The organism is Lysobacter spongiicola DSM 21749 (assembly GCF_900167055.1).
GTDB lineage: Bacteria > Pseudomonadota > Gammaproteobacteria > Xanthomonadales > Xanthomonadaceae > Novilysobacter > Novilysobacter spongiicola.
On sequence record NZ_FUXP01000007.1, the window covers coordinates 21,153 to 41,008 of the forward strand.

Below are 19,856 nucleotides of genomic sequence, written 5' to 3' on the forward strand. Positions count from 1 at the left end.
CTCGATGCTGGACGACTTGCTGGACATGGATTCCCCGGGTTGAACAAGCGGCGGCGCGATGTTGCCGCCAAGCACGTCGCCCTTGGCGCGCGACGAGTGGCGGGCCACCATACCCCAGCCGCGAAACAGCCGGCAAGCCGTGCTTGCGCTTGTCATGATCCCTCCTGCCGGACGTACTTTCCCGTATGCATCACGCCCCACCCTCCGACCATTCACACCTGCTTGGCAGCCTCTCCCGTTATCGCCGGCAATGGCCTGCGGAGGCCGAGGTGGTGGACCTGTTCGAGGCGCTGCTCGACGATCCGGAGGCGCCATTCGAGAGGGCGCGCCTGGCCGGCCATTTCACCGCTTCCAGCTGGCTGGTGGACCGCAGTGGCACCCGCACCCTGCTGACCCACCACCGCAAGCTCGGCCGCTGGCTACAGCTCGGTGGGCATGCCGATGGCGACATGGACCTGGCCCGCGTGGCATTGCGGGAGGCGACCGAGGAATCGGGCCTGGAGGGGCTGGTGGGCGAGGCGAAGATCTTCGACCTGGACCGCCACTGGATCCCGGAGCGGGGCGCCGTGCCGGGTCACTGGCACTACGACGTGCGTTACGTGGTGCGGGCGGAGGCGGGCGAGGAGTTCGTGGTCAGCGAGGAATCGCTCGACCTGGCATGGCGGGAGGTCGCGCAGGTCCTGGAGGATCCGGAAGCCGATCCCTCCCTGCGGCGCATGGCGGAAAAGTGGGTGGCGCGGTCGGCGCGGCAATAGCGAGCGCCCGAGCGCCAGCCGTCAATACAGGATGCGGGTCCGCAGGGTGCCGTCGATCGCCGCCAGCTCCTCCTTCAGCTCCGTGGCCTGTTCCTCGCTGGCGTCCACGTCGATCACCACGTAGCCGACTTCCGGATGCGTACGCAGGTACTGGCCGTCGATGTTGACGTTGCGCTGCGAGAAGATGCCGTTGACCCGCGACATCATGCCCGGCACGTTGCGGTGGATGTGCAGCAGCCGCCGGCTGCCGGTGTGCTCGGGCAGGGTGACCTCGGGGAAGTTGACCGCGGAGAGGGTCGAGCCGTTGTCGCTGTAACGCACCAGCTTGGCCGCCACTTCCAGGCCGATGTTGTCCTGCGCCTCCAGCGTGCTGCCGCCGATGTGCGGGGTCAGCAGCGCGTTGTCGATGCCGGCCAGCGGCGACTCGAACACATCGTCGTTGCCCTTTGGTTCGACCGGGAACACATCCACTGCCGTCCCGCCCAGGTGGCCCGAGCGCAACGCCGCTGCCAACGCTTCGATGTCGACCACGCTTCCGCGCGAGGCGTTGATCAGGTGGCTGCCGCGCCGCATCCTCGACAATTGCGGCTCGCCGATCATCAGGCGCGTGGCCGGTGTCTCGGGCACGTGCAGGGTCACCACGTCGCTCTGCTCCAGCAGGCTGTCGAGGCTGTCGACCGGGCGCGCGTTGCCGAGCGCGAGCTTGGCCTCGATGTCATGGAAGAGCACGCGCATGCCCAGGTTCTCGGCGATGAGGCCGACCTGGGTGCCGATGTGGCCGTAGCCGACGATGCCGATGGTCTTACCACGGGCCTCGTGGCTGCCGGCCGCCGACTTCTCCCAGCCACCGCGGTGGCAGGCTGCGTTCTTCCGCGGGATGCCGCGCATCAGCATGATCGCCTCGGCCACCACCAGCTCCGCCACGCTGCGGGTGTTGGAGTAGGGCGCGTTGAACACCGGGATGCCCAGGCGCTCCGCCGCATCCAGGTCCACCTGGCTGGTGCCGATGCAGAAGCAGCCTACTGCCAGCAGCCTGCGGGCCTCGCCCAGTACCTCGGCGGTGAGCTGGGTGCGCGAGCGGATGCCGATGAAGTGCGCATCGGCCACCTGCCTGCGCAGCTCGTCTTCCGGCAACGACTTGTCGAACTGGTCGATGCGCGAATAGCCAGCGGCGCGGAACTGTTCGACGGCGTTCTGGCTGATGCCTTCCAGCAGCAGGATGCGAATCTCGTGCTTCGGGTAGGACGTCCTGGCCACGTGTGGGTGTCGCTCGAGCGGAGGTTCCGAATATCGCAGAATCCGCGCCGTGCTGCCGCGGTGGCCAGTGGACGGGCAGGCCCCGCGGCTGGCAGGCTCGGATTCCCGTTAGCGAGCAACCCCCCGATGACCGATCCGCGCCTGGAATCGCTGCGCTCCGTGCTGCCGGGGCTGCAGCTGGAATGTGGCCCCGCGGAGCTCGAGCACTTCGGCCGCGACTGGACGCGCCGCTGGACGCCGGCGCCACTTGCCATCGCGTTCCCGCGCCAGGCGCAGGACGTGGTCGGCATCGTGCAATGGGCACGCCGCGAGGGCGTGGTGCTGGTGCCTTCGGGTGGACGCACCGGCCTGTCCGGCGGCGCCGTGGCGGCCAATGGCGAGCTGGTGGTCAGCCTGGAGCGGATGAACCGCATCCTCGGCTTCGACCCCGTCGACCGGACGCTGCAGGTGCAGGCGGGCGCCGTGCTGCAGGTGGTGCAGGAGGCGGCGCGCAGTCATGGCCTGGCCTACCCGGTGGACTTCGGATCGCGCGGGTCGTGCACCATCGGCGGCAACATCGCGACGAACGCGGGCGGGATCCGGGTGCTGCGCCATGGCAACACGCGCGAATGGATCGCCGGCCTCACCGTCGTGACTGGCCGCGGCGAACTGCTCGAGCTCAACCGTGGCCTGGTCAAGAATTCCAGCGGCTACGACCTGCGACACCTGCTTGTCGGGTCCGAGGGCACGCTTGGGATCGTGGTCGAGGCGACGCTGAAGCTGGCCCCGTCACCGCCGCCCACCAACGTGATGCTGCTGGCCCTGCCGGCGTTCGAAGCGGTCATGGAGGTCTTCTCTGTGTTCCGGGAGCGTCTGCAACTGGAGGCGTTCGAATTCTTCACCGACGTGGCGCTTCGCCACGTGGTGGGCCATGGCGCTTCGGACCCTTTCGACCAGGTGCATCCGTATTACGTGGTGGTGGAGTTCGCTGTCGCCGACGAAGCGGGGGAGGCGGCTGCAATGGCCGCTTTCGAACGTGCGATGGAGGCCGGGCTGGTGGTCGATGGCGTGGTCAGCCAGAGTGACGCGCAGGCCGCGCAAATCTGGCAGCTGCGCGAAGGCATCACCGAAAGCCTGGCGCCCAGGCGGCCCTACAAGAACGATGTGTCGGTGCGGGTAGGCGCAATGCCGGCCTTCCTGGCCGAGATCCAGGGTCTTCTGGGTGAGGGTTACCCCGACTTCGAGGTGGTCTGGTTCGGGCACATCGGCGATGGCAACCTCCATATCAACGTGCTGCGGCCGGAGGGTATGGCCGAGCAGGCGTTCATCGGCCGCTGCGAGCAGGTCACACGGTTGCTCTCGGACGTGCTGGCCCGGCATGGCGGCAGCATCTCGGCCGAGCACGGCATCGGGCTGGTCAAGAAGCCTTACCTGCAGGGCACCCGCAGCGTGGCCGAGATCGAGGTCATGCGTGGCATCCGCCGGGTACTGGACCCGGACGGCATCATGAACCGGGGCAAGGTGTTCCCGGACTGACCCCGCGCTGAACCCGGTCGATCCATTGCCTCTCCAACCGGGCGGTGCGTCATGGGATTGGGCCGTGTTCGCCGGTAATCTGTCGCCCTCCGCCGGCGGCCGCCGGCCCCACGGCCCTCCCGAACATGCACACGCTGAACATCAAACCGGTCACCCTGAACATGAAGCCGGTGCGGATCCTCACCGCCGCGCTCCTGCTCGGGCTTGCCCCGGCAGCGCTGGCTTCCAGCTTCTACACCACCTCCGATGCATTGAGCGGCGCGGTCAAGTCGGTCTCGGACGGCATCTCCGGCACCAGCGGCTCGTTCAGCGACAACAAGATCTTGCTGGCTGCGCGCGACGATGCGGCCAGCCACGTGGCCAGTGATGGCGCGATCCGCGGCGTGCACCTGGAAGCGGCGCTCGAGCTGCTGCGCCAGCGCGTTCCGGAAGCCCGCACCGCCAGCGACATGGAACTGGCGCAGGCCATCCTGGCCCTGTGAAGCCGGCACGGGACCCGCGCCGGCGCCGCTGGCCGGGTCTCCTGCTCGCCGCCGCACTGCTCGCGTCCGGGCCGGTGGCGGCGCTGCAATTGCAGTTGGACCCCGAAGGCCTGGACGGCCACGAGCAGGACGCCACCCAGGGCCTGCTGGACGACGCCGTTTCGATGCTGCCGCCTGCCATGGCCGCGGCCATCGAGGAGCCCATCCGGATTCGCTGGGACGCCACGCTGGCACCCGAGGTCTATGGGCGCGCGACGCAGCGGACCCTGCTGCTCAACCGCCGCCTGCTGCCGCGCCTCGTCGACGGCACCTCGGCCATGGCGGCGAGCCCGCATCCGGAGCGGAGCGAGCTGGAGCAACTGCGCGCGACGCTCCTGCATGAAGTGACGCACTTCTACGACCGCACGGGCGGCCGGGGCGGGCGGTTGTCGGGCGATCCACGGCTGCTGGACCTCGCCGGCTGGCAGGTGGGGGCTTTCCCCTGGTCGCGACGTTCCGGCAACCACTTCACCGATCGCAGCCCCGATCCGTACGAGCTGGAGAGCGCGCGGGAGTTCGTCGCGGTCAACATGGAGTATTTCCTGCTCGATCCCGCCTACGCCTGTCGGCGGCCGGCGCTGCATCGCCATTTCCGCGAGCACTTCGGCTGGGCGCCGCCTGCCGATGCGTGTCCGGCGGGCCTGCCTTTCCTCGATCCGGATCCCGACAGTGACGGCGCGCTGACCCTGCTCGACCCGGCGCGCGTCTACCAGGTGCACTACCTGCTGGCCGAAGGCAACGAGCAGCTGATGAGCCGCTGGGGCCACGGCATGCTGCGGCTGGTGGTCTGTGCGCCGGGGCGGGAGCGGGGACCCGACTGCCTCCTGGACCTGCAACACCACCGGGTGCTGTCGTTCCGCGCCTTCGTCGATGACGTGCAGCTGTCCAGCTGGCGCGGCCTGACCGGCTCGTATCCCTCGCGCCTGTTCGTGCTGCCGCTTGACCAGGTGGTGGATGAGTACACCAAGGTCCAGCTGCGTGCCCTGCAGTCGATCCCACTCGAGCTGTCGCAGGAGGAGATCGGCGGCGTCGTCGAGCGTGCCGCGCGGCTGCACTGGAGTTACGACGGCGAGTACTACTTCCTGAGCAACAACTGTGCGGTCGAGACCTTCAAGCTGTTGCACGACGGCGCACCCCGCCTCGGGAGGGCGCGCCTGCGCAGCATCACCCCGACCGGACTGATGGGGAAGCTGCGCAAGCAGGCAGTGGCGGATGCTTCGGTGCTGGAAGACCGGGACGAGGCGCTGAGGCTGGGCTACCGCTTCGATTCGATGCGCGAGCGCCAACAGGCCATGTACGCGGTTGCCCGCGAGCGGCTTGGACTGCCGGAGGCGCAGGTGGAGCAGTGGCTGGACCTGCCAGCATTGCGTCGCGCGGCCTGGGTGGGCAAGGGTGACATGCAGGCTACCGCGGCCTTGTTGCTACTTGAGCAGGCTGCGCAGCGCCGGCGGATGCTGGAGGCGCGCGACGAGCTGAAACGCCGCTACTCGGACGCCGGGGACGCGTCCGCAACGGAAGGTTTCGGGGAGGTGGCCGACCACCTGCGCCGGATGCTGGCCGACAGCGGTTTTCTCAGCCGACCGGCCGCCTTGCTGGAGGGGCGGCCGGGATACGGGTTGCCGCAAGGCGACGAGCTGGCATGGATGGAAGAAGAGGGCGCGCGGCGACAGGCGCGCCTGGAGGCGATGGGCGTCTCGCTCGCCGAGCAGGTCCGTCCACTGCTCGACCCGCGCATGCGGGATGACCTGGAGAACATCGACGCCAACGTCGATGCGCTGGCCGCCCGCATGCGTGCACTGCACGCGGCGCAGGGCGGCCTGCGCCTGCCGTGACCGGTCGGCGGCCAGGTATCAGTCGGCGCGGCCGGCGAATTCGCCGCTGCTGGTGTTGACCAGCACCCGCTCACCATTGCCGATGTACTCGGGCACCATGATTTCGATACCGGTGGAGAGCTTGGCCGGCTTGGGACGCTTGGTCGCGGTGCCACCCTTGAGCTCCGGCGGCGTTTCCACCACCTCGATCGCCACGCTTGCCGGCAACTGCAGCGCGACCGGCTGGTCGTCGATGATCTGCACGTAGCAGCCCGACAGATCGTCGACGATGTAGCCGGCGTCGTCGCCCACCACGTCGGCATCAAGGGTATACGGCGTGTAGTCCTCGTCGTCGAGGAACACGAAAGCGTCGCCGTCCTTGTAGGAGTAGGTCGCCTGGCGGCGGGTCAGCTCGACTTCCTTGAGCTCGTCGTCGCCGCCCAGGCTCAGGTCGTACTTGTTGCCGCCCGGTACCGAATACATGGTGAAGCGGAACTTGACGTTGCCGCCGCGCCCCTGCGGCGAGCTGCGCTCGATGTCGCGCACCTGGTAGATCGCGTTGTTGTGCTCGACCACGTTCCCTTTCTTGACGTCTGAGGCTTTCATGCGTTTTCCGGTGGTGTTGTTTCGTATGTGTGTGTGCGTAGGAGCGGCTTCAGCCGCGATCGTGGAATCATCCGTGCCGCGCCTGTTCCCGATCGCGGCTGAAGCCGCTCCTACAAAACGAAGGGAATCACGCGGGCCAATGGCCCGGGGAGCCCTGACCTACTTCGGCGCGAGCCGCGTAGCACCATCCAGCCGGATGGTCTCGCCATTGAGGTAGGTGTTGCCGAGGATGTGCGCGACAAGGGCGGCGAAGTCCTCCGGCTTGCCCAGGCGGGACGGGAACGGAATGCTCGCCGCCAGCGACTGCTGCACCGACTCGGGCATGCCGTCGACCATCGGGGTCCAGAACACACCGGGGGCCACGGTCATCACGCGGATGCCGAAGCGCGAGAACTCGCGGGCCATGGGCAGGGTCATGCCGACCACGCCGCCCTTGGAGGCCGAGTACGCCGCCTGTCCGATCTGGCCCTCGTAAGCGGCGACGGAAGCGGTGTTGACGATCACGCCGCGCTCGCCGTCGGTGCCGGCCTCGTTGTGCTGCATCACCTCGGCGGTGGCCTTGGCGACGTTGAAGCTGCCGACCAGGTTGACCATCACCGTGGTCTGGAACTGCGACAGCGGCATCGCACCCTCGCGGCCGAGCACGCGGCCCGCACCGAGGATGCCGGCGCAGCTGACGGCGACGTTCAGCCCGCCCAGGAAGTCCTTGGCTTCGGCGACATTGGTCGCCACGCCCGCCTCGTCGGTGACATCGGTGCGGAAGAAGCGCGCATTGGATTCGCCTAGTTCGGCGACCGCGGCCGCGCCCTTCTCCTCGTTGACGTCGAACAACGCGACCTTGCCGCCGTTTGCGACCAGGTGCTGGGCGACCGCGAGGCCGAGGCCGGAAACGCCGCCGGTGACGATGGCACGGGTGTCGGTGAGCTGCATGGGGAAGTCCTGCGGGCGAAAACCGGGATTCTAATTGAGGGGCGGGGTTGGCCGCGAATCGCGGGGCAGGTCGCAGCGATGCGAAGTCGGAACCCCGTGCTTTCGTAGGAGCGACGTGAGTCGCGACCGCCGACCGTTCGGAACCATGTACAGGTCGCGACTCACGTCGCTCCTACAGGGGGAGGGCATCGCCGGTTGAGGAGGGCGGCACCGGGCGGTATTGCGCCAGCAGCTGGTCGGGCAGCAGGGCGCGGTCGAACAGGAAGCCCTGGCCGATCCCGACGCCCAGGCCGACGAGAAACTCGCGTTGCGCCTCGGTTTCCACGCCCTCGGCGACCAGCCCGAGGCCAAGGCTGCGGGAGATCCCGACCACCGCCTCGCAGACGGCAACGTCGGAGGCGTTGTCCGGTACGCCCTGCACGAACAGCTGGCTCAGCTTGAGCCCGTGGATCGGCAGCCGGCGCAGGTAGTTCAGAGCGCTGTAGCCCTCGCCGAAGTCGTCGATGCTCAGGTGCACGCCCAGCTCGCGCAGGGCGGCGAAGGTGCGCACGGTCTCGGGATCGTCCTCGATCAGTACCCGCTCGGTGAATTCCAGCTCGAGCGCGGTCCCCGGCAGGCCTGTCTCGGCCAACGCGGCACGCACCCGTTCGACCAGGTCCTCGCCGATGAACTGCCGGTAGGACACGTTGACCGCCATGCGATCCACCATCAACCCGCGGTCGCGCCAGTCCCGCAGCTGCATGCACGCATTGCGCAGGACCCAACTGCCGATGCGGATGATATCGCCGGTGGTCTCTGCGTGGCTGATGAACTGTCCCGGGTCGATGTCGCCGAGGTTGGGGTTGTTCCAGCGGATCAGTGCCTCCACTGCCACCAGACGGCCGGAGGTGAGTTCGACCTGCGGCTGGTAGGCGAGGTGGAACTCTTCGTTCTCGACCGCACGGCGCAGGTGCGTCTCCAGTTGCAGGCGATCCTGTTGCCGCGCCGCCAGCTCGGCGGTGAACGCCTGCCAGCTGTTGCGGCCGCGTCGCTTGCTGTCGTACATCGCCACGTCCGCGCTCTGCACCAGCTGCCCGGCGCTGGTGCCGTCGACGGGCGAACAGGCGACGCCGATGCTGGCGGTGATGGCGAACTCCTCCCCATCCATCCGGAAGCTGTCGCCGAAGATCGCCAGGATCGCCTCGGCCAGGCGGGACGGACGGCCGGCATCGTCGCCAGTGGAACAGGCCACCAGGAACTCGTCGCCACCGAACCGGGCGATCAGGCCTTCGCTGCCCACGGCACGCCGGATCCGGTGCGCCGCCGATGCCAGCAGCCGGTCTCCCGCCGAATGGCCGAGTACGTCGTTGACGATCTTGAAACGGTCCAGATCGATGTACAGCACTGCCAGGTGCGCCAGCGAGGGCTCCTGCAGGCGTGCCTCGATCTCGAAGCGGATCGCGTCGCGGTTGAGCAGGCCGGTCAGCGGGTCGGTGCGTGCCTGGATGCGCAGGATCTCCTCGCCCTGCTTGCGCTCGGTGATGTCCTGCAGGGTGCCGGTAAGGCGCGCGCTGAGCGGGCCACCGGCGTCCGCCTCGCCGATGATCCGGGCCCAGAACGGCGCGCCGCCCTGGCGAAATCCCTGGACGTCGAGCTCCAGGCCCTCGCCAGTGGCGGCGGCATGCTCCAGTGCCTCGCGCAGGCGTCGGCGGTCGGGCTCGACCAGGCAGCCGTGGAGTTCGCCGAGCGTGGTGGGCGGAGTGGTGCGGCCGAGGATGCGGCAGGCCTCCAGGGTCAGGTAGAGCTGGTCGCGGCCGGTGTCCCATTCCCAGCCACCGATGTGCGCGAGTGCCTGGGCACGGTCGAACAGCGCACTGTCGCGCTTGAGCTCGGTCACGTCGGAGTACATCGACAGCACCTGGTGCGGCGTCGCGTGCCCCGGCAGGAATTCGGGCATCGCCGTGACCGACAGCCAGGCGAGCGTCCGCCGGCGGCGGTGGAAATAGCCCAGCACCGTGGCTTCCACGGCACGCCCGGTATGGACGGCGCGGGCGGCAGGCTGTTCGGGCGCTGTCAGCTCGCGGCCATTTTCGTCCACCACCGTCCACTGTTCCGCGGCCAGGGCCTGTGCGGCCGGTTCGCCGGGATCGATTCCGAACAGGCGCATCGCCGCTGCGTTGACGTGCGTGATGTCTCCGCTGGCATCCCGCACCAGGACGGCCGTGTCGATGGTTTCCATCAGCAGGCGATAGCGCTTCTCGGCGTTTCGGCGACCGCTGAGGTCACGGGCTACGGCGACGATACAGTCGCGGCCCTCGTGGTGGAGCGGCGCCGAATGCACCTCGACCGGGAAGCGGGTGCCGTCGGCCCGCATGTTGTTGACCTCGATCACATAGGACCGGCCGCGGTTGAGCGTCTCCCAGACCGGCGCCAGGTGGTCGTCCGGCAGGTCCGGGTTGAGCACGTGGATGGGCTTTCCGATGATCTCTTCGCGCGTGCGCTGGTAAGCGGCCAGGCCTGCCCGGTTGAGGTCGAGCACGGTGCCGTCATGGTCGAGGATGCTGACCGGATCGGGCACGGCGTCGAACAGGGCGTGGTAGCGCAGCCGCGCCGATTCGGCATCGTCCCGGGCGGCTTCCAGTGCGGCCCGCGCCTGCCCGAGCAGCGCGTGCATGCCTGCCGGAAGATCCTTGCGGAGGCAGGCTTCCTCCAGTGCCGCGAGCGCCGTCGTTGCATCCGTCCCGTCGGGGGGTGGAGGCACGCCGGGCACTGGCGGCCGGCCGGTCATGACACCGCCAGCGCCTTCCCGGCACGGCTGCCGGTCTCGCGTCCGAGCAGGCCGGCGAGCCAGCGCCCGGTCGCGGCAAGTTCCGCCAGGTCGATGCCGGTCGTCATCCCCATCCCATGCAGCATGTAGACAACGTCCTCGCTGGCGACGTTGCCGCTGGCGCCGCGTGCATAAGGGCAGCCACCGGCGCCGGCAACCGAGGAGTCCACCACCCGCACGCCGATCTCCAGGCAGGCGAGGATGTTCGCCAGCGCCTGTCCCCAGGTGTCGTGGAAATGCACCGCGAGCGACTGCATCGGGACCTCCGCGGCCACTGCCGCCAGCATCGCTCGCGCCTTGCCGGGTGTCCCGGTGCCGATGGTGTCGCCCAGTGACACTTCGTAGCAGCCCATTGCATGCAGTTCACGCGCAACCCGCACCACGTCGGCCAGCGGAACCTCGCCCTGGTAGGGGCAGCCGAGCACGGTGGAGACATAGCCGCGGACCCGCACGCCATCCTCGCGCGCCATGGCCATGACCGGAGCGAATCGCGCCAGGGATTCGTCGATCGAGGCGTTGATGTTCTTGCGGTTGAAGGCCTCGGAGGCGGCGCTGAAGACCGCGATCTCCTCGACGCCGACCTCCCGCGCACGCAGGTAACCCTTCTCGTTGGGCACCAGTACCGGATAGTGCACGCCCGGCTTGCGCTGAATGCCCGTGAACACTTCGGCGGCATCGGCCAGCTGCGGCACCCACTTGGGGCTGACGAAACTGGTGGCTTCGATGCTCTGCAGGCCGGTGGCCGTGAGGCGATCGATCAGCGCGATCTTGTCGGCCGTCGCGACCTGCGCCTTTTCGTTCTGCAGTCCGTCGCGCGGACCCACCTCGACGATGCGGACGTGGTCGCTCATGCCGGCTCCATCGCCACGAGTACGGCGTCGGCTTCGACGAAATCGCCGGCTTCGGCGCGGATCTCGGCAATCGTGCCAGCCCTCGGTGCCTTGAGGCTCAGCTCCATCTTCATCGCCTCGATGACCATCACTTCCTGTCCGGCCTCGACAGTGTCGCCGGCCGCCGCCTTGACCACGACCACCCGGCCCGGCATCGGCGCGACCACGTTGTCCGCCCCCGTCGCGCCGGCGCCGGCTTCGTGCTGGTACATCGCCAGGGGTTGCAAGCGCAGGCGCTGCTGGCCGTCGTGCACCAGGACATGGTGCTCGCGGTCCAGCACCAGGAAGCGGCGGCCGCGGTCGCCGATGCGCAGGGTCAGTTCGCTGCCCGCGAGCCGGGCACCGGCGACGGCCACATGTCCGCCGTCGTGTTCGATCTGGTAGTGCCCGTCGCTGCCGCTGGCATGCAGCTCGATGCGCTGGTCGCCCTGCCCGAAAGCCAGGCTGCGACGGCTGCCGTGGCCGAGCCGCCAGCCATCGGCGATCGCCCAGGGGGAGGTCGGATCGCCGGACCGCTCCGCACGTTCTCGGGTCGCCTCTTCATCCCCCAGCAGGCGCGCGACCGTCGCGGCCATCAGGAGGTCGTGGTCGACCTCGCCCGCGGCGGGCATGAACTCTTCGAGGTGCCGGTCCAGGTAACCGGTATCGATGGTGGCCTCGACCACCGCCGGGTGCCGGACCAGCCGTTCCAGGAAGCCGATGTTCGACTTGGGTCCCACCACCTCGCATCGGGCCAGCGCCTCGCGCAGGCGTGACAGCGCCTCCGGCCGGTCCGCACCATGCACGATCAGCTTGGCGATCATCGGATCGTAGAAGATGGTGACCGTATCGCCTTCGACCACGCCGGAGTCGATGCGGACGCCGGGGGAGGCTTCCGGCAGGCGCAGCCGCTCCAATTTGCCGGAGCCGGGCAGGAACCCGGCTTCCGGGTCCTCGGCGTACAGGCGCACCTCGATGGCATGGCCCTCTACCGGCACCTGGTCCTGCGCCAGCGGTAGCGCACCGCCCGCAGCGACCTGCAACTGCCACGCCACCAGGTCAAGCCCGGTCACGCATTCGGTCACGGGGTGCTCGACCTGCAGTCGGGTATTGATCTCCATGAAATAGAACTGGCCGTCCTGGCCGACGATGAACTCGACCGTGCCGGCGTTGACGTAGTCGATCGCGCGGGCGGCGAGCACCGCGGCCTCGCCCATGCGCTGGCGCAGCTCCAGGGTCACGAAAGGCGAGGGCGACTCCTCCAGCACCTTCTGGTAACGACGCTGCGCCGAGCACTCGCGCTCGTTGAGATGGATGGTGTTGCCGAGGGTGTCGCCGAATACCTGGATCTCGATGTGGCGTGGCTTCTCGACGTAGCGCTCGATCAGCACCCGGTCGCGGCCGAACGCGTTTTTCGCCTCGCGCTGGCACGACTCCAGGCTGGCCAGGAACTCGGCCGGGTCGCGCACGATGCGCATGCCCTTGCCGCCGCCGCCATGGGCCGCCTTGATCATCAGCGGATAGCCGACCTTGTCGGCCTCGGCCTTCAGGTGCGCGGGCTCCTGGTTCTCGCCGGTGTAACCAGGCACCACCGGTACGCCCGCAGCCTGCATCAGCTCCTTGGCACCGGCCTTGCTGCCCATCTTGCGCATCGAGGCGGCGGCGGGGCCGATGAACGCGATCCCGGCATCGGCCACCGCTTCGGCGAAATCCGCGTTCTCGGACAGGAAGCCGTAGCCCGGGTGGATCGCCTGTGCGCCGGCGGAACGAGCCACCTCGATGATCTTCTCGCCCCGCAGGTAGCTGTCGGCCGGCTGCGGCCCGCCGATCAGGTAGGCCTCGTCCGCCTGGCGTACGTGCTGCGCGTCGGCATCGGCCTCGGAGTAGACGGCGACGGTGCGGATACCCAGCCGGCGGCAGGTACGGATGACGCGGCAGGCGATCTCGCCGCGATTGGCGATCAGGATCTTGTCGAACATCAGTTGCACCAGTCCGGCTTGCGCTTGTCCAGGAATGCCCCGAGGCCTTCCTGGCCCTCCGGCGATACGCGGAGCCGCGCAATCAGCGCGGCGTTGTCGTGGTCGTGGCGCGCGCCATTGGCGTGCGACGTTACCGAGCGCACCAGCGCCTTGGCCTGCGCCGACGCCACCGGCCCGGCCTTGAGCAACAGGTCGACCTGGCGTTGCACCGCTTCGTCGATGTCGCCTGGCTCCACCACTTCATGCAACAGGCCCATTTGCAGTGCCTGCGCGGCATCGAACACCTCGGCCGTGGCGAACCATCGCCGTGCCTGTCGTGGGCCAATGGCCTGCACCACGTAGGGGGAGATCACCGCCGGCAGCAGGCCCAGGCGGCTCTCGGTCAGGCCGAACCTGGCTCCCGCCGCGCCAATGGCGATGTCGCAGCAGGCCACCAGCCCGACGCCGCCACCGAATGCGGCGCCGTGCACCCGGGCAATGGTCGGCTTGGGCAGTTCGTCCAGCACGCGCATCAGCCGGGCGAGCGCGAGCGAATCGGTGCGGTTCTCTTCCTCGCCGGCGGCGGCCATGCCGCGCATCCAGTTGAGGTCGGCGCCGGCCGAGAACGATGTGCCTTCGGCCTCCAGCACCACCACCCGCACGTCGCCGTCGCGGCCGAGCGCATCGAGCGCCCCGGTCAGTGCGGCAATCAGGGTCGGATCAAAGGCGTTGTGCAGCTCGGGCCGGTTCATGCGCAGGCGGGCCACCGGCCCCTCGCGCAAGCTCAGAAGTGGGTGGCTCATCTATTCGCGGTGTCCTTGCTGCGGGGTCGATGAATGATAGCGGCCAGCACCCCCGAGGGCATCGCGCGCGGCGGCTCCACCAATGCGACCAATTCTCATTTGAAGTAACATCCGGCTCTTCCGCCTGCCGCGATGCCCCGAATGTCCAACCTCCTGCGCTCCCTGGTGCTGTCCGCGCTGTTCCTGCTGTGCCTGCCTGCCGAGGCCAATCCCGGCGCGCAGACCGTGTGGCGCCTGCTGGATTACGTGGCCGTCGACTACCCCGAGGCCGTGCAGGGGGGCGAGGTGGTCAACCAGCTCGAGTTCGACGAGATGGTCGAGTTCTCCGCCTCGGTCCGCGAGCGCCTGGCCGCGTTGCCGGATGCCGGATCACATCCGGAGCTGATGCGCGAAGCCGAAGCACTGGAGGCGGCCATTGCCGCGAAGGGCGATCCGGCCGAGATCGGCGTGATGGCGCGTGCACTCGCCGCCGCAGTGCTGGAGGCCTATCCGGTGCCCCTGGCGCCGGATTCGGTGCCGACCCCGGCGGCGGCCGCGCCCCTGTACCAGCAGCAGTGCGCCAGCTGCCATGGTACCGAGGGCGCCGGCGACGGTCCGGCGGGCGTGGGACAGGATCCCGCACCGATCGATTTCACCGATGAGGCGCGCGCACGCGAGCGCAGCATCTTCGCCCTGTACCAGGTCATCGAACAGGGTCTGGAAGGCACCACCATGGGCAGCTATGCCCATCTGCCCGCTGACGACCGCTGGGCGCTCTCTTTCCATATCGGCCAGTACGCCTACCCGGCGGACCTTGTGGAGCCGGGCCGGCAACTGTGGGAAGGAAGCGATGAGGTTCGCGCGCTGCTGCCCGACCTCGCCACGCTCATCCATGTGACGCCCGCCACGCTGGCGGCGGAAGTCGGCGAGGATGAGGCCCGGGCCCTGACCGCCTACCTGCGTCGCCACCCGGAGGTGGTGCAGTCCGTGCAGGAACCGGCCGGCCTGCTGGCACTGGCCCGCGAACGGCTTGCGCAGGGCACCGATGCCTATGCAGCCGGGAACCAGCGCGAAGCCCGCGACCTGGTGTTGTCGGCCTACCTCGACGGGTTCGAGCCGATGGAGCCCTTGCTGGCCGCCCGCGATGCCGGGTTGATGGCGGAAATTGAAGAGGCGATGGCCGAGTTGCGGAGCCGGATCGCCGGTTCCGCCGACGTCGCCCAAGTGCAGGCGCAGGCCGACGCGGTGGATGCACTGTTCGACCGGGCCGAAGTGGCGCTGGCGCCCGACCAGGCGAGCGACGCCTCGTCCTTCATCGGCGCCTTCACCATCCTGCTGCGCGAGGGGCTCGAAGCCCTGCTGATCGTGATCGCGATGATCGCCTTCCTGCGCAAGGCCAACCGGGAAGATGCGATGCCATACGTGCACGCCGGCTGGGTCGGCGCGCTGCTCGCCGGCGTCGTGACCTGGATCGCGGCGACCTACCTGGTGAGCATCAGCGGCGCCAGCCGGGAGCTGACAGAGGGCTTCGCGGCCCTGTTTGCCGCCGTCGTGTTGCTGTTCGTGGGCATCTGGATGCATGGCAAGAGCCAGGCCGGCGCATGGCAGCGCTACATCCAGGAGAAGCTGTCACACGCCCTGAACCGGCGTTCGGCCTGGTTCCTGTTCCTGCTGTCGTTCGTGGTGGTGTATCGCGAGGTGTTCGAGACGGTGCTGTTCTACGCCGCGCTCTGGAGCCAGGGCAACGGTGGGGCGATCGTCGCGGGCGGTGGCGCCGCCGCGCTCGTGCTGGTGGTGGTGGCATGGGCGATGCTGCGTTACGCCCTGAAACTGCCGATCGCGCGCTTCTTCGCACTCAGCTCAATCCTGATCGCGGTGCTGGCCGTGGTGCTGGCAGGCAAGGGCATCGCCGCGCTGCAGGAGGCGGGTTGGATCTCGATGTCGATGTTCAACGGACCACGCGTGGACCTGCTCGGCCTGTATCCGACCCTGCAGAGTGTTGGCGCACAGGTGCTGGTGCTGGCCGTCATCGCCGCCGGGTTCATGTACAACCGGTTCGCCGAAGCAGGCAGGCCCGCCACGGCTTGAGGAAGGTGGGCGGGCGGCGCAGTGGCGTCGCCCACCCGTACACGTCCCTTCACGAGGTGGGCGACGGGTCGCGACTCAGTGGCGGCCTCGCCGCCCCCTGGAGGCGGCCTTGCTGGCCAGCACTTCGAGGGTGAAAGTCCGCTCCTCGCCGGGATGGAGTGCGCCGACCCCGACTACCTGCCGGTTGATCTCCCGACCGCGCTCGTCGCGGATCGACAGCACCATCGAGTACTCGTAGGCCGCGTCGCCGGGGGCGGGGATGGTGCCTTCCACCCGCAGCGGTGAGAACGTCTCGGCCTTGACCGCGTTCGCCTCGGCGTCGAAACGCAGGTGGCCCCGGCACTGCGGACAGACGCTGGCGCTTTCCAGGATCGTCGTCCGGCAGTGGGGGCAGGTGCGTGTCGCGCCCGCGGTGCCCGGGCGCGGACCATTCATGCGTCAGCGTCGGGCTTGGTGCCGGAGCGGCCCTTGTCGCCGCGGCCGGCGGGCGCGTCCTTGTCGCTCCAGCCGAAGTCGACCTGGCCGCGCATGCGTGCACCGGACGCCACCGTCAGCACGCCGGCCTTGACGTCGCCGGTGAGGGCGCCGGACTCCAGCAACTCGACCCGCTGGGCCGACTCGATGTTCCCCTCCAGCTCACCGGCCACGATGACCTTGTGTGCACGCACGCCACCAGATAGGCGCGCCCCGGTTTCGATGGTCAGGTTGCCCTGCACGTTGACGTCGCCGTTGAAGCGGCCGGCGATGCGGACATGCCCGGTACCTTCGATCTTGCCTTCGATGGTGAGGTCGGCGGCGATCACCGATTCCTTCAGCGGTGCTTCGGCGGCGCGGCTGCCGCTGCTCGCGGAGGGCGAGGGCGAAGACGGGACTTCGCGGACCGGCGCCGGATCGAAGCTCGCCGGCTTGGGAGCGTTGTCCGTTTCGGAGGAGGGCGCAGGATTGGGCGCGGTAGCAGGCTTGGCGGGGGTGGAGTCTTTCCAGATGGCCATCGACAGGATCCGTATGGGTGGATGCAAGGGATCCCGAACTTAGCACCTGCTTCACAGCGTCATCATGTGACCAACTACGTCAGGACACCGCAGCTTCAGGAAACGGTCAGGAATCTTCCCCAAAGCCGTGATGGCCGTCTCGCCGTGGCTCCTACATCCGGAACACGCCGAACTTCGTACGCGGATCGATCGGCGCGTTGAGCGACGCCGACAGCCCCAGCCCGAGCACCCGCCGCGTGTCGGCGGGATCGATGATGCCGTCGTCCCACAGCCGCGCGGTGGCGTAGTAGGGGTTCCCCTGGGTCTCGTACTGGTCGCGGATCGGGGACTTGAAGGCCTCTTCGTCTTCGTGGCTCCATTCGCCGCCGCGGGCCTCGATGCCGTCACGCCGGACGGTCGCGAGCACGCTGGCCGCCTGCTCGCCGCCCATCACGCTGATGCGCGCGTTCGGCCACATCCACAGGAAGCGGGCACCGTAGGCACGGCCACACATGGCGTAGTTGCCGGCGCCGAAGCTGCCGCCGATCACCACTGTGAATTTGGGCACGTGCGAACAGGCCACCGCGGTCACCATCTTGGCCCCGTCCTTGGCGATACCGGCCTGCTCGTACTTCTTGCCGACCATGAAGCCGGTGATGTTCTGCAGGAACACCAGCGGGATGCCGCGCTGGTTGCACAGCTCGATGAAGTGGGCGCCTTTCAGTGCACTCTCCGCGAACAGGATGCCGTTGTTGGCGACGATCCCGACCGGGTAGCCGTGCAGGTGGGCGAAGCCGGTCACGAGTGTCTTGCCGTAGCGCGCCTTGAACTCCTGGAACTCGCTGCCGTCGACGATACGGGCGATGACCTCGCGGATGTCGAACGGGCGGCGGGTGTCCTTCGGGACGATGCCGTACAGCTCCTGCGCGGCGAACAGCGGTTCGCGCGCCGGGCGCACGGCTACGGGCAGCGTCTTCTCTCGGTTGAGGGTGCTCACGATGTCCCGCGCGATCTGCAGCGCATGGCGGTCGTCCTCGGCAAAGTGGTCGGCGACGCCGGAGATGCTCGTGTGCACTTCGGCACCGCCCAGCGTCTCGGCATCCACCACCTCGCCGGTGGCGGCCTTCACCAGCGGCGGGCCGCCGAGGAAGATCGTGCCCTGTTCCTTGACGATCACCGATTCGTCGCACATCGCCGGGACGTAGGCGCCGCCCGCGGTGCAGCTGCCCATCACCACCGCGACCTGCGGGATGTTTTCCGCGCTCATGCGGGCCTGGTTGTAGAAGATGCGCCCGAAATGCTCCTTGTCGGGGAATACCTCGTCCTGCAGCGGCAGGAACGCGCCACCGGAGTCGACCAGGTACACGCACGGCAGGTTGTTCTCGCGTGCCACTTCCTGGGCGCGGAGGTGCTTCTTCACCGTCATCGGGAAATAGGTGCCGCCCTTGACCGTGGCGTCGTTGGCGACGACCACCACTTCCTGCCCCATGACGCGCCCGATGCCGCAGACCATGCCGGCCGCGGGGGCTGCATCGTCGTACATGCCTTCAGCGGCCAGCGGCGCGATTTCGAGGAAGGGCGAGCCGGGGTCGAGCAGGGCGGTGACGCGGTCACGGGGCAGCAGCTTTCCACGCGCGGTGTGCTTGTCCCGCGCCTTTTCGCCGCCGCCGGCTGCCGCACGTGCCAGCCGTGCATCCAGTTCCTCGACCAGCGCACGGTGGTAGGCGGCGTTGTCCTTGAAGTCGCGCGAGGCTGGGTCGAGTGCGGAGCTCAGTACGGGCATGGAAGCGTCGGCCGGGTGGTGAGGGGCGCCACAGGATAACCGCAGCCCCAAAAAAACAGGACCCGCAAGCGGGTCCCGTCGGTACGGCAAGCTTGGGACTGAAGGTCAGTCGTTGGCTTCTTCGATAGCCTCGGCCTCGGCCTCGTTCTGCTCTTCGCGCATTTCCGCGGAGACGTTGTCGGCGCCGTCGGCGATGTTCTCGGCCGCGTTCGCCTTGCCTTCCTCGTACGCGCGCTGCATCGGGTCGGTGGCTTCGTCTACCGCGGCAGCGGCGGAACCCACGGCGGCGGCGGTGCCTGCGGCAGCGGCTTCAGCGCCGGCAGCGGCGGCGTCGCCAGCGGACTCGGCGGCGGCGGCGGCCTGGTCACCGGCCACTTCGGCCTGCATCTCGGCTTCGCTGGCTTCCTGGTCGGCGGTGGGGGAGTTGCAGGCGGCCAGGGCAAAGGCGCTGGCGGCGAGAAGGATCGAAAGCTTGTTGTTCATTGAAAGCTCCTGGGTTGTCGGCAGTGGAACTGCATTGGGTCGCCGGTTCTGCCGGCGGGCGCACTATTGACGGTCCGCCCGTAAAGCAATGTGAAGACGACACCAAAGAAAAGGCCGCCAGGTTGCCCTGGCGGCCTTCTTGTCACAGCAACGCGGCGATATTACATGCCGTCGTTGTTGGTCTCCGCGTCGGCTTCGGCAGCGGCTTCTTCAGCAGCGTCCTGAGCCTGCTCAGCGGCGTCGGCAGCGTTCTCCGCGGCGTCGGCGCTGTCGTCGGCAGCGGTCATGTCGTCCGCAGCGGCGGCGGCGTCAGCCGAGGTGGCAGCGGCTTCGGCAGCGGCGGCGGCGGTGTCAGCAGCAGCCTGGGCGGAGTCCGCGGCCATGGCGTCGCCAGTGGCGCTGGCGTTGGCAGCGGCTTCGGAAGCCTCGCCTGCGGCCTCGGCGGCCTCGGCGGCGGAGTCTTCAGCCTGCTGCTGGTTCGAGCAGGCAGCCAGGGCAAAGCCCATGGCGAGGGCAAGCAGCGCCTTGTTGAAAGTCATGGTGTATTCCTCGTCAATTAAATAGGTTGGGCATCGCGTGGTTGCGCGCCCATAACATGATGACAACACCGCGACGCCTGTCAAGCGGCGGCAGTGCCCGGACACGTTAACAACCCGTTAGCCGAAGATCGCCGGCAACTCCCGCGCCCGCGGCTATTCAGCATCTTCCCTAACTGCGTCAA

17 protein-coding genes are annotated in these 19,856 nt (G+C 68.6%); 5 read left to right on the top strand and 12 right to left on the bottom strand.

Going from position 1 to position 19,856, the window contains the following annotated elements:
• Positions 1 to 185 precede the first annotated feature (185 nt).
• Positions 186 to 755, top strand: a complete 570-nt coding sequence (locus B5D37_RS09750) for an NUDIX hydrolase (protein ID WP_078758543.1) — start codon at positions 186 to 188, stop codon at positions 753 to 755.
• 21 nt (positions 756 to 776) lie between these two features.
• Here the strand turns inward: B5D37_RS09750 and serA are convergent, their stop codons facing one another.
• Positions 777 to 2,012, bottom strand: coding sequence for a phosphoglycerate dehydrogenase (serA, locus tag B5D37_RS09755; protein ID WP_078758544.1), 1,236 nt, complete (start codon positions 2,010 to 2,012; stop codon positions 777 to 779).
• A gap of 126 nt (positions 2,013 to 2,138) precedes the next feature.
• On the opposite strand from serA, the gene B5D37_RS09760 reads away from it, so the two are divergent.
• From B5D37_RS09760 to B5D37_RS09770, 3 genes are all read left to right on the top strand, one after another.
• Complete coding sequence (locus B5D37_RS09760) at positions 2,139 to 3,527, top strand: FAD-binding oxidoreductase (protein ID WP_078758545.1); 1,389 nt, start codon at positions 2,139 to 2,141, stop codon at positions 3,525 to 3,527.
• 161 nt (positions 3,528 to 3,688) lie between these two features.
• Positions 3,689 to 4,009: a DUF2388 domain-containing protein gene (locus B5D37_RS09765; RefSeq protein ID WP_078758634.1), complete on the top strand. Its 321-nt coding sequence runs from the start codon at positions 3,689 to 3,691 to the stop codon at positions 4,007 to 4,009.
• Positions 4,006 to 5,880, top strand: a complete 1,875-nt coding sequence (locus B5D37_RS09770; RefSeq protein WP_078758546.1) for a DUF7844 domain-containing protein — start codon at positions 4,006 to 4,008, stop codon at positions 5,878 to 5,880. Before B5D37_RS09765 ends, B5D37_RS09770 begins: the two co-directional genes overlap by 4 nt.
• Before the next feature lie 18 nt (positions 5,881 to 5,898).
• On the opposite strand, the gene yeiP is transcribed toward B5D37_RS09770, so the two are convergent.
• From yeiP to B5D37_RS09800, 6 genes are all read right to left on the bottom strand, one after another.
• The gene (gene yeiP, locus B5D37_RS09775; RefSeq protein ID WP_078758547.1) at positions 5,899 to 6,465 is read right to left on the bottom strand and encodes an elongation factor P-like protein YeiP; all 567 of its coding nucleotides are present in this window, start codon (positions 6,463 to 6,465) and stop codon (positions 5,899 to 5,901) included.
• A 159-nt stretch (positions 6,466 to 6,624) separates the two neighbouring features.
• Positions 6,625 to 7,395, bottom strand: coding sequence for an SDR family NAD(P)-dependent oxidoreductase (locus B5D37_RS09780; RefSeq protein WP_078758548.1), 771 nt, complete (start codon positions 7,393 to 7,395; stop codon positions 6,625 to 6,627).
• 172 nt (positions 7,396 to 7,567) lie between these two features.
• Positions 7,568 to 10,135, bottom strand: a complete 2,568-nt coding sequence (locus tag B5D37_RS09785; protein ID WP_234987801.1) for a sensor domain-containing protein — start codon at positions 10,133 to 10,135, stop codon at positions 7,568 to 7,570.
• Between the two features lie 23 nt (positions 10,136 to 10,158).
• Complete coding sequence (locus B5D37_RS09790) at positions 10,159 to 11,052, bottom strand: hydroxymethylglutaryl-CoA lyase (RefSeq protein WP_078758550.1); 894 nt, start codon at positions 11,050 to 11,052, stop codon at positions 10,159 to 10,161.
• Positions 11,049 to 13,049, bottom strand: coding sequence for an acetyl/propionyl/methylcrotonyl-CoA carboxylase subunit alpha (locus tag B5D37_RS09795; RefSeq protein ID WP_078758551.1), 2,001 nt, complete (start codon positions 13,047 to 13,049; stop codon positions 11,049 to 11,051). The genes B5D37_RS09790 and B5D37_RS09795 overlap by 4 nt, the downstream gene beginning before the upstream one ends.
• On the bottom strand, positions 13,049 to 13,831 hold the full coding sequence (locus tag B5D37_RS09800; RefSeq protein WP_078758552.1) for an enoyl-CoA hydratase/isomerase family protein: 783 nt from the start codon (positions 13,829 to 13,831) through the stop codon (positions 13,049 to 13,051). The genes B5D37_RS09795 and B5D37_RS09800 overlap by 1 nt, the downstream gene beginning before the upstream one ends.
• A gap of 141 nt (positions 13,832 to 13,972) precedes the next feature.
• Here B5D37_RS09800 and B5D37_RS09805 point away from each other — a divergent pair, with 141 nt between their 5' ends.
• Complete coding sequence (locus B5D37_RS09805) at positions 13,973 to 15,898, top strand: cytochrome c/FTR1 family iron permease (protein WP_078758553.1); 1,926 nt, start codon at positions 13,973 to 13,975, stop codon at positions 15,896 to 15,898.
• Between the two features lie 75 nt (positions 15,899 to 15,973).
• On the opposite strand, the gene B5D37_RS09810 is transcribed toward B5D37_RS09805, so the two are convergent.
• The 5 genes from B5D37_RS09810 to B5D37_RS09830 form a co-directional block, all read right to left on the bottom strand.
• The gene (locus B5D37_RS09810) at positions 15,974 to 16,333 is read right to left on the bottom strand and encodes a hypothetical protein (RefSeq protein WP_078758554.1); all 360 of its coding nucleotides are present in this window, start codon (positions 16,331 to 16,333) and stop codon (positions 15,974 to 15,976) included.
• Positions 16,330 to 16,890, bottom strand: a complete 561-nt coding sequence (locus tag B5D37_RS09815; protein WP_078758555.1) for a bactofilin family protein — start codon at positions 16,888 to 16,890, stop codon at positions 16,330 to 16,332. The genes B5D37_RS09810 and B5D37_RS09815 overlap by 4 nt, the downstream gene beginning before the upstream one ends.
• A gap of 151 nt (positions 16,891 to 17,041) precedes the next feature.
• Positions 17,042 to 18,652 (bottom strand): carboxyl transferase domain-containing protein, encoded by a 1,611-nt coding sequence (locus B5D37_RS09820; RefSeq protein WP_078758556.1) that lies wholly within the window; start codon positions 18,650 to 18,652, stop codon positions 17,042 to 17,044.
• 105 nt (positions 18,653 to 18,757) lie between these two features.
• Positions 18,758 to 19,135: a hypothetical protein gene (locus B5D37_RS09825; RefSeq protein WP_078758557.1), complete on the bottom strand. Its 378-nt coding sequence runs from the start codon at positions 19,133 to 19,135 to the stop codon at positions 18,758 to 18,760.
• Between the two features lie 161 nt (positions 19,136 to 19,296).
• Positions 19,297 to 19,674: a hypothetical protein gene (locus B5D37_RS09830; protein ID WP_078758558.1), complete on the bottom strand. Its 378-nt coding sequence runs from the start codon at positions 19,672 to 19,674 to the stop codon at positions 19,297 to 19,299.
• Between the last annotated feature and the right edge of the window lie 182 nt (positions 19,675 to 19,856).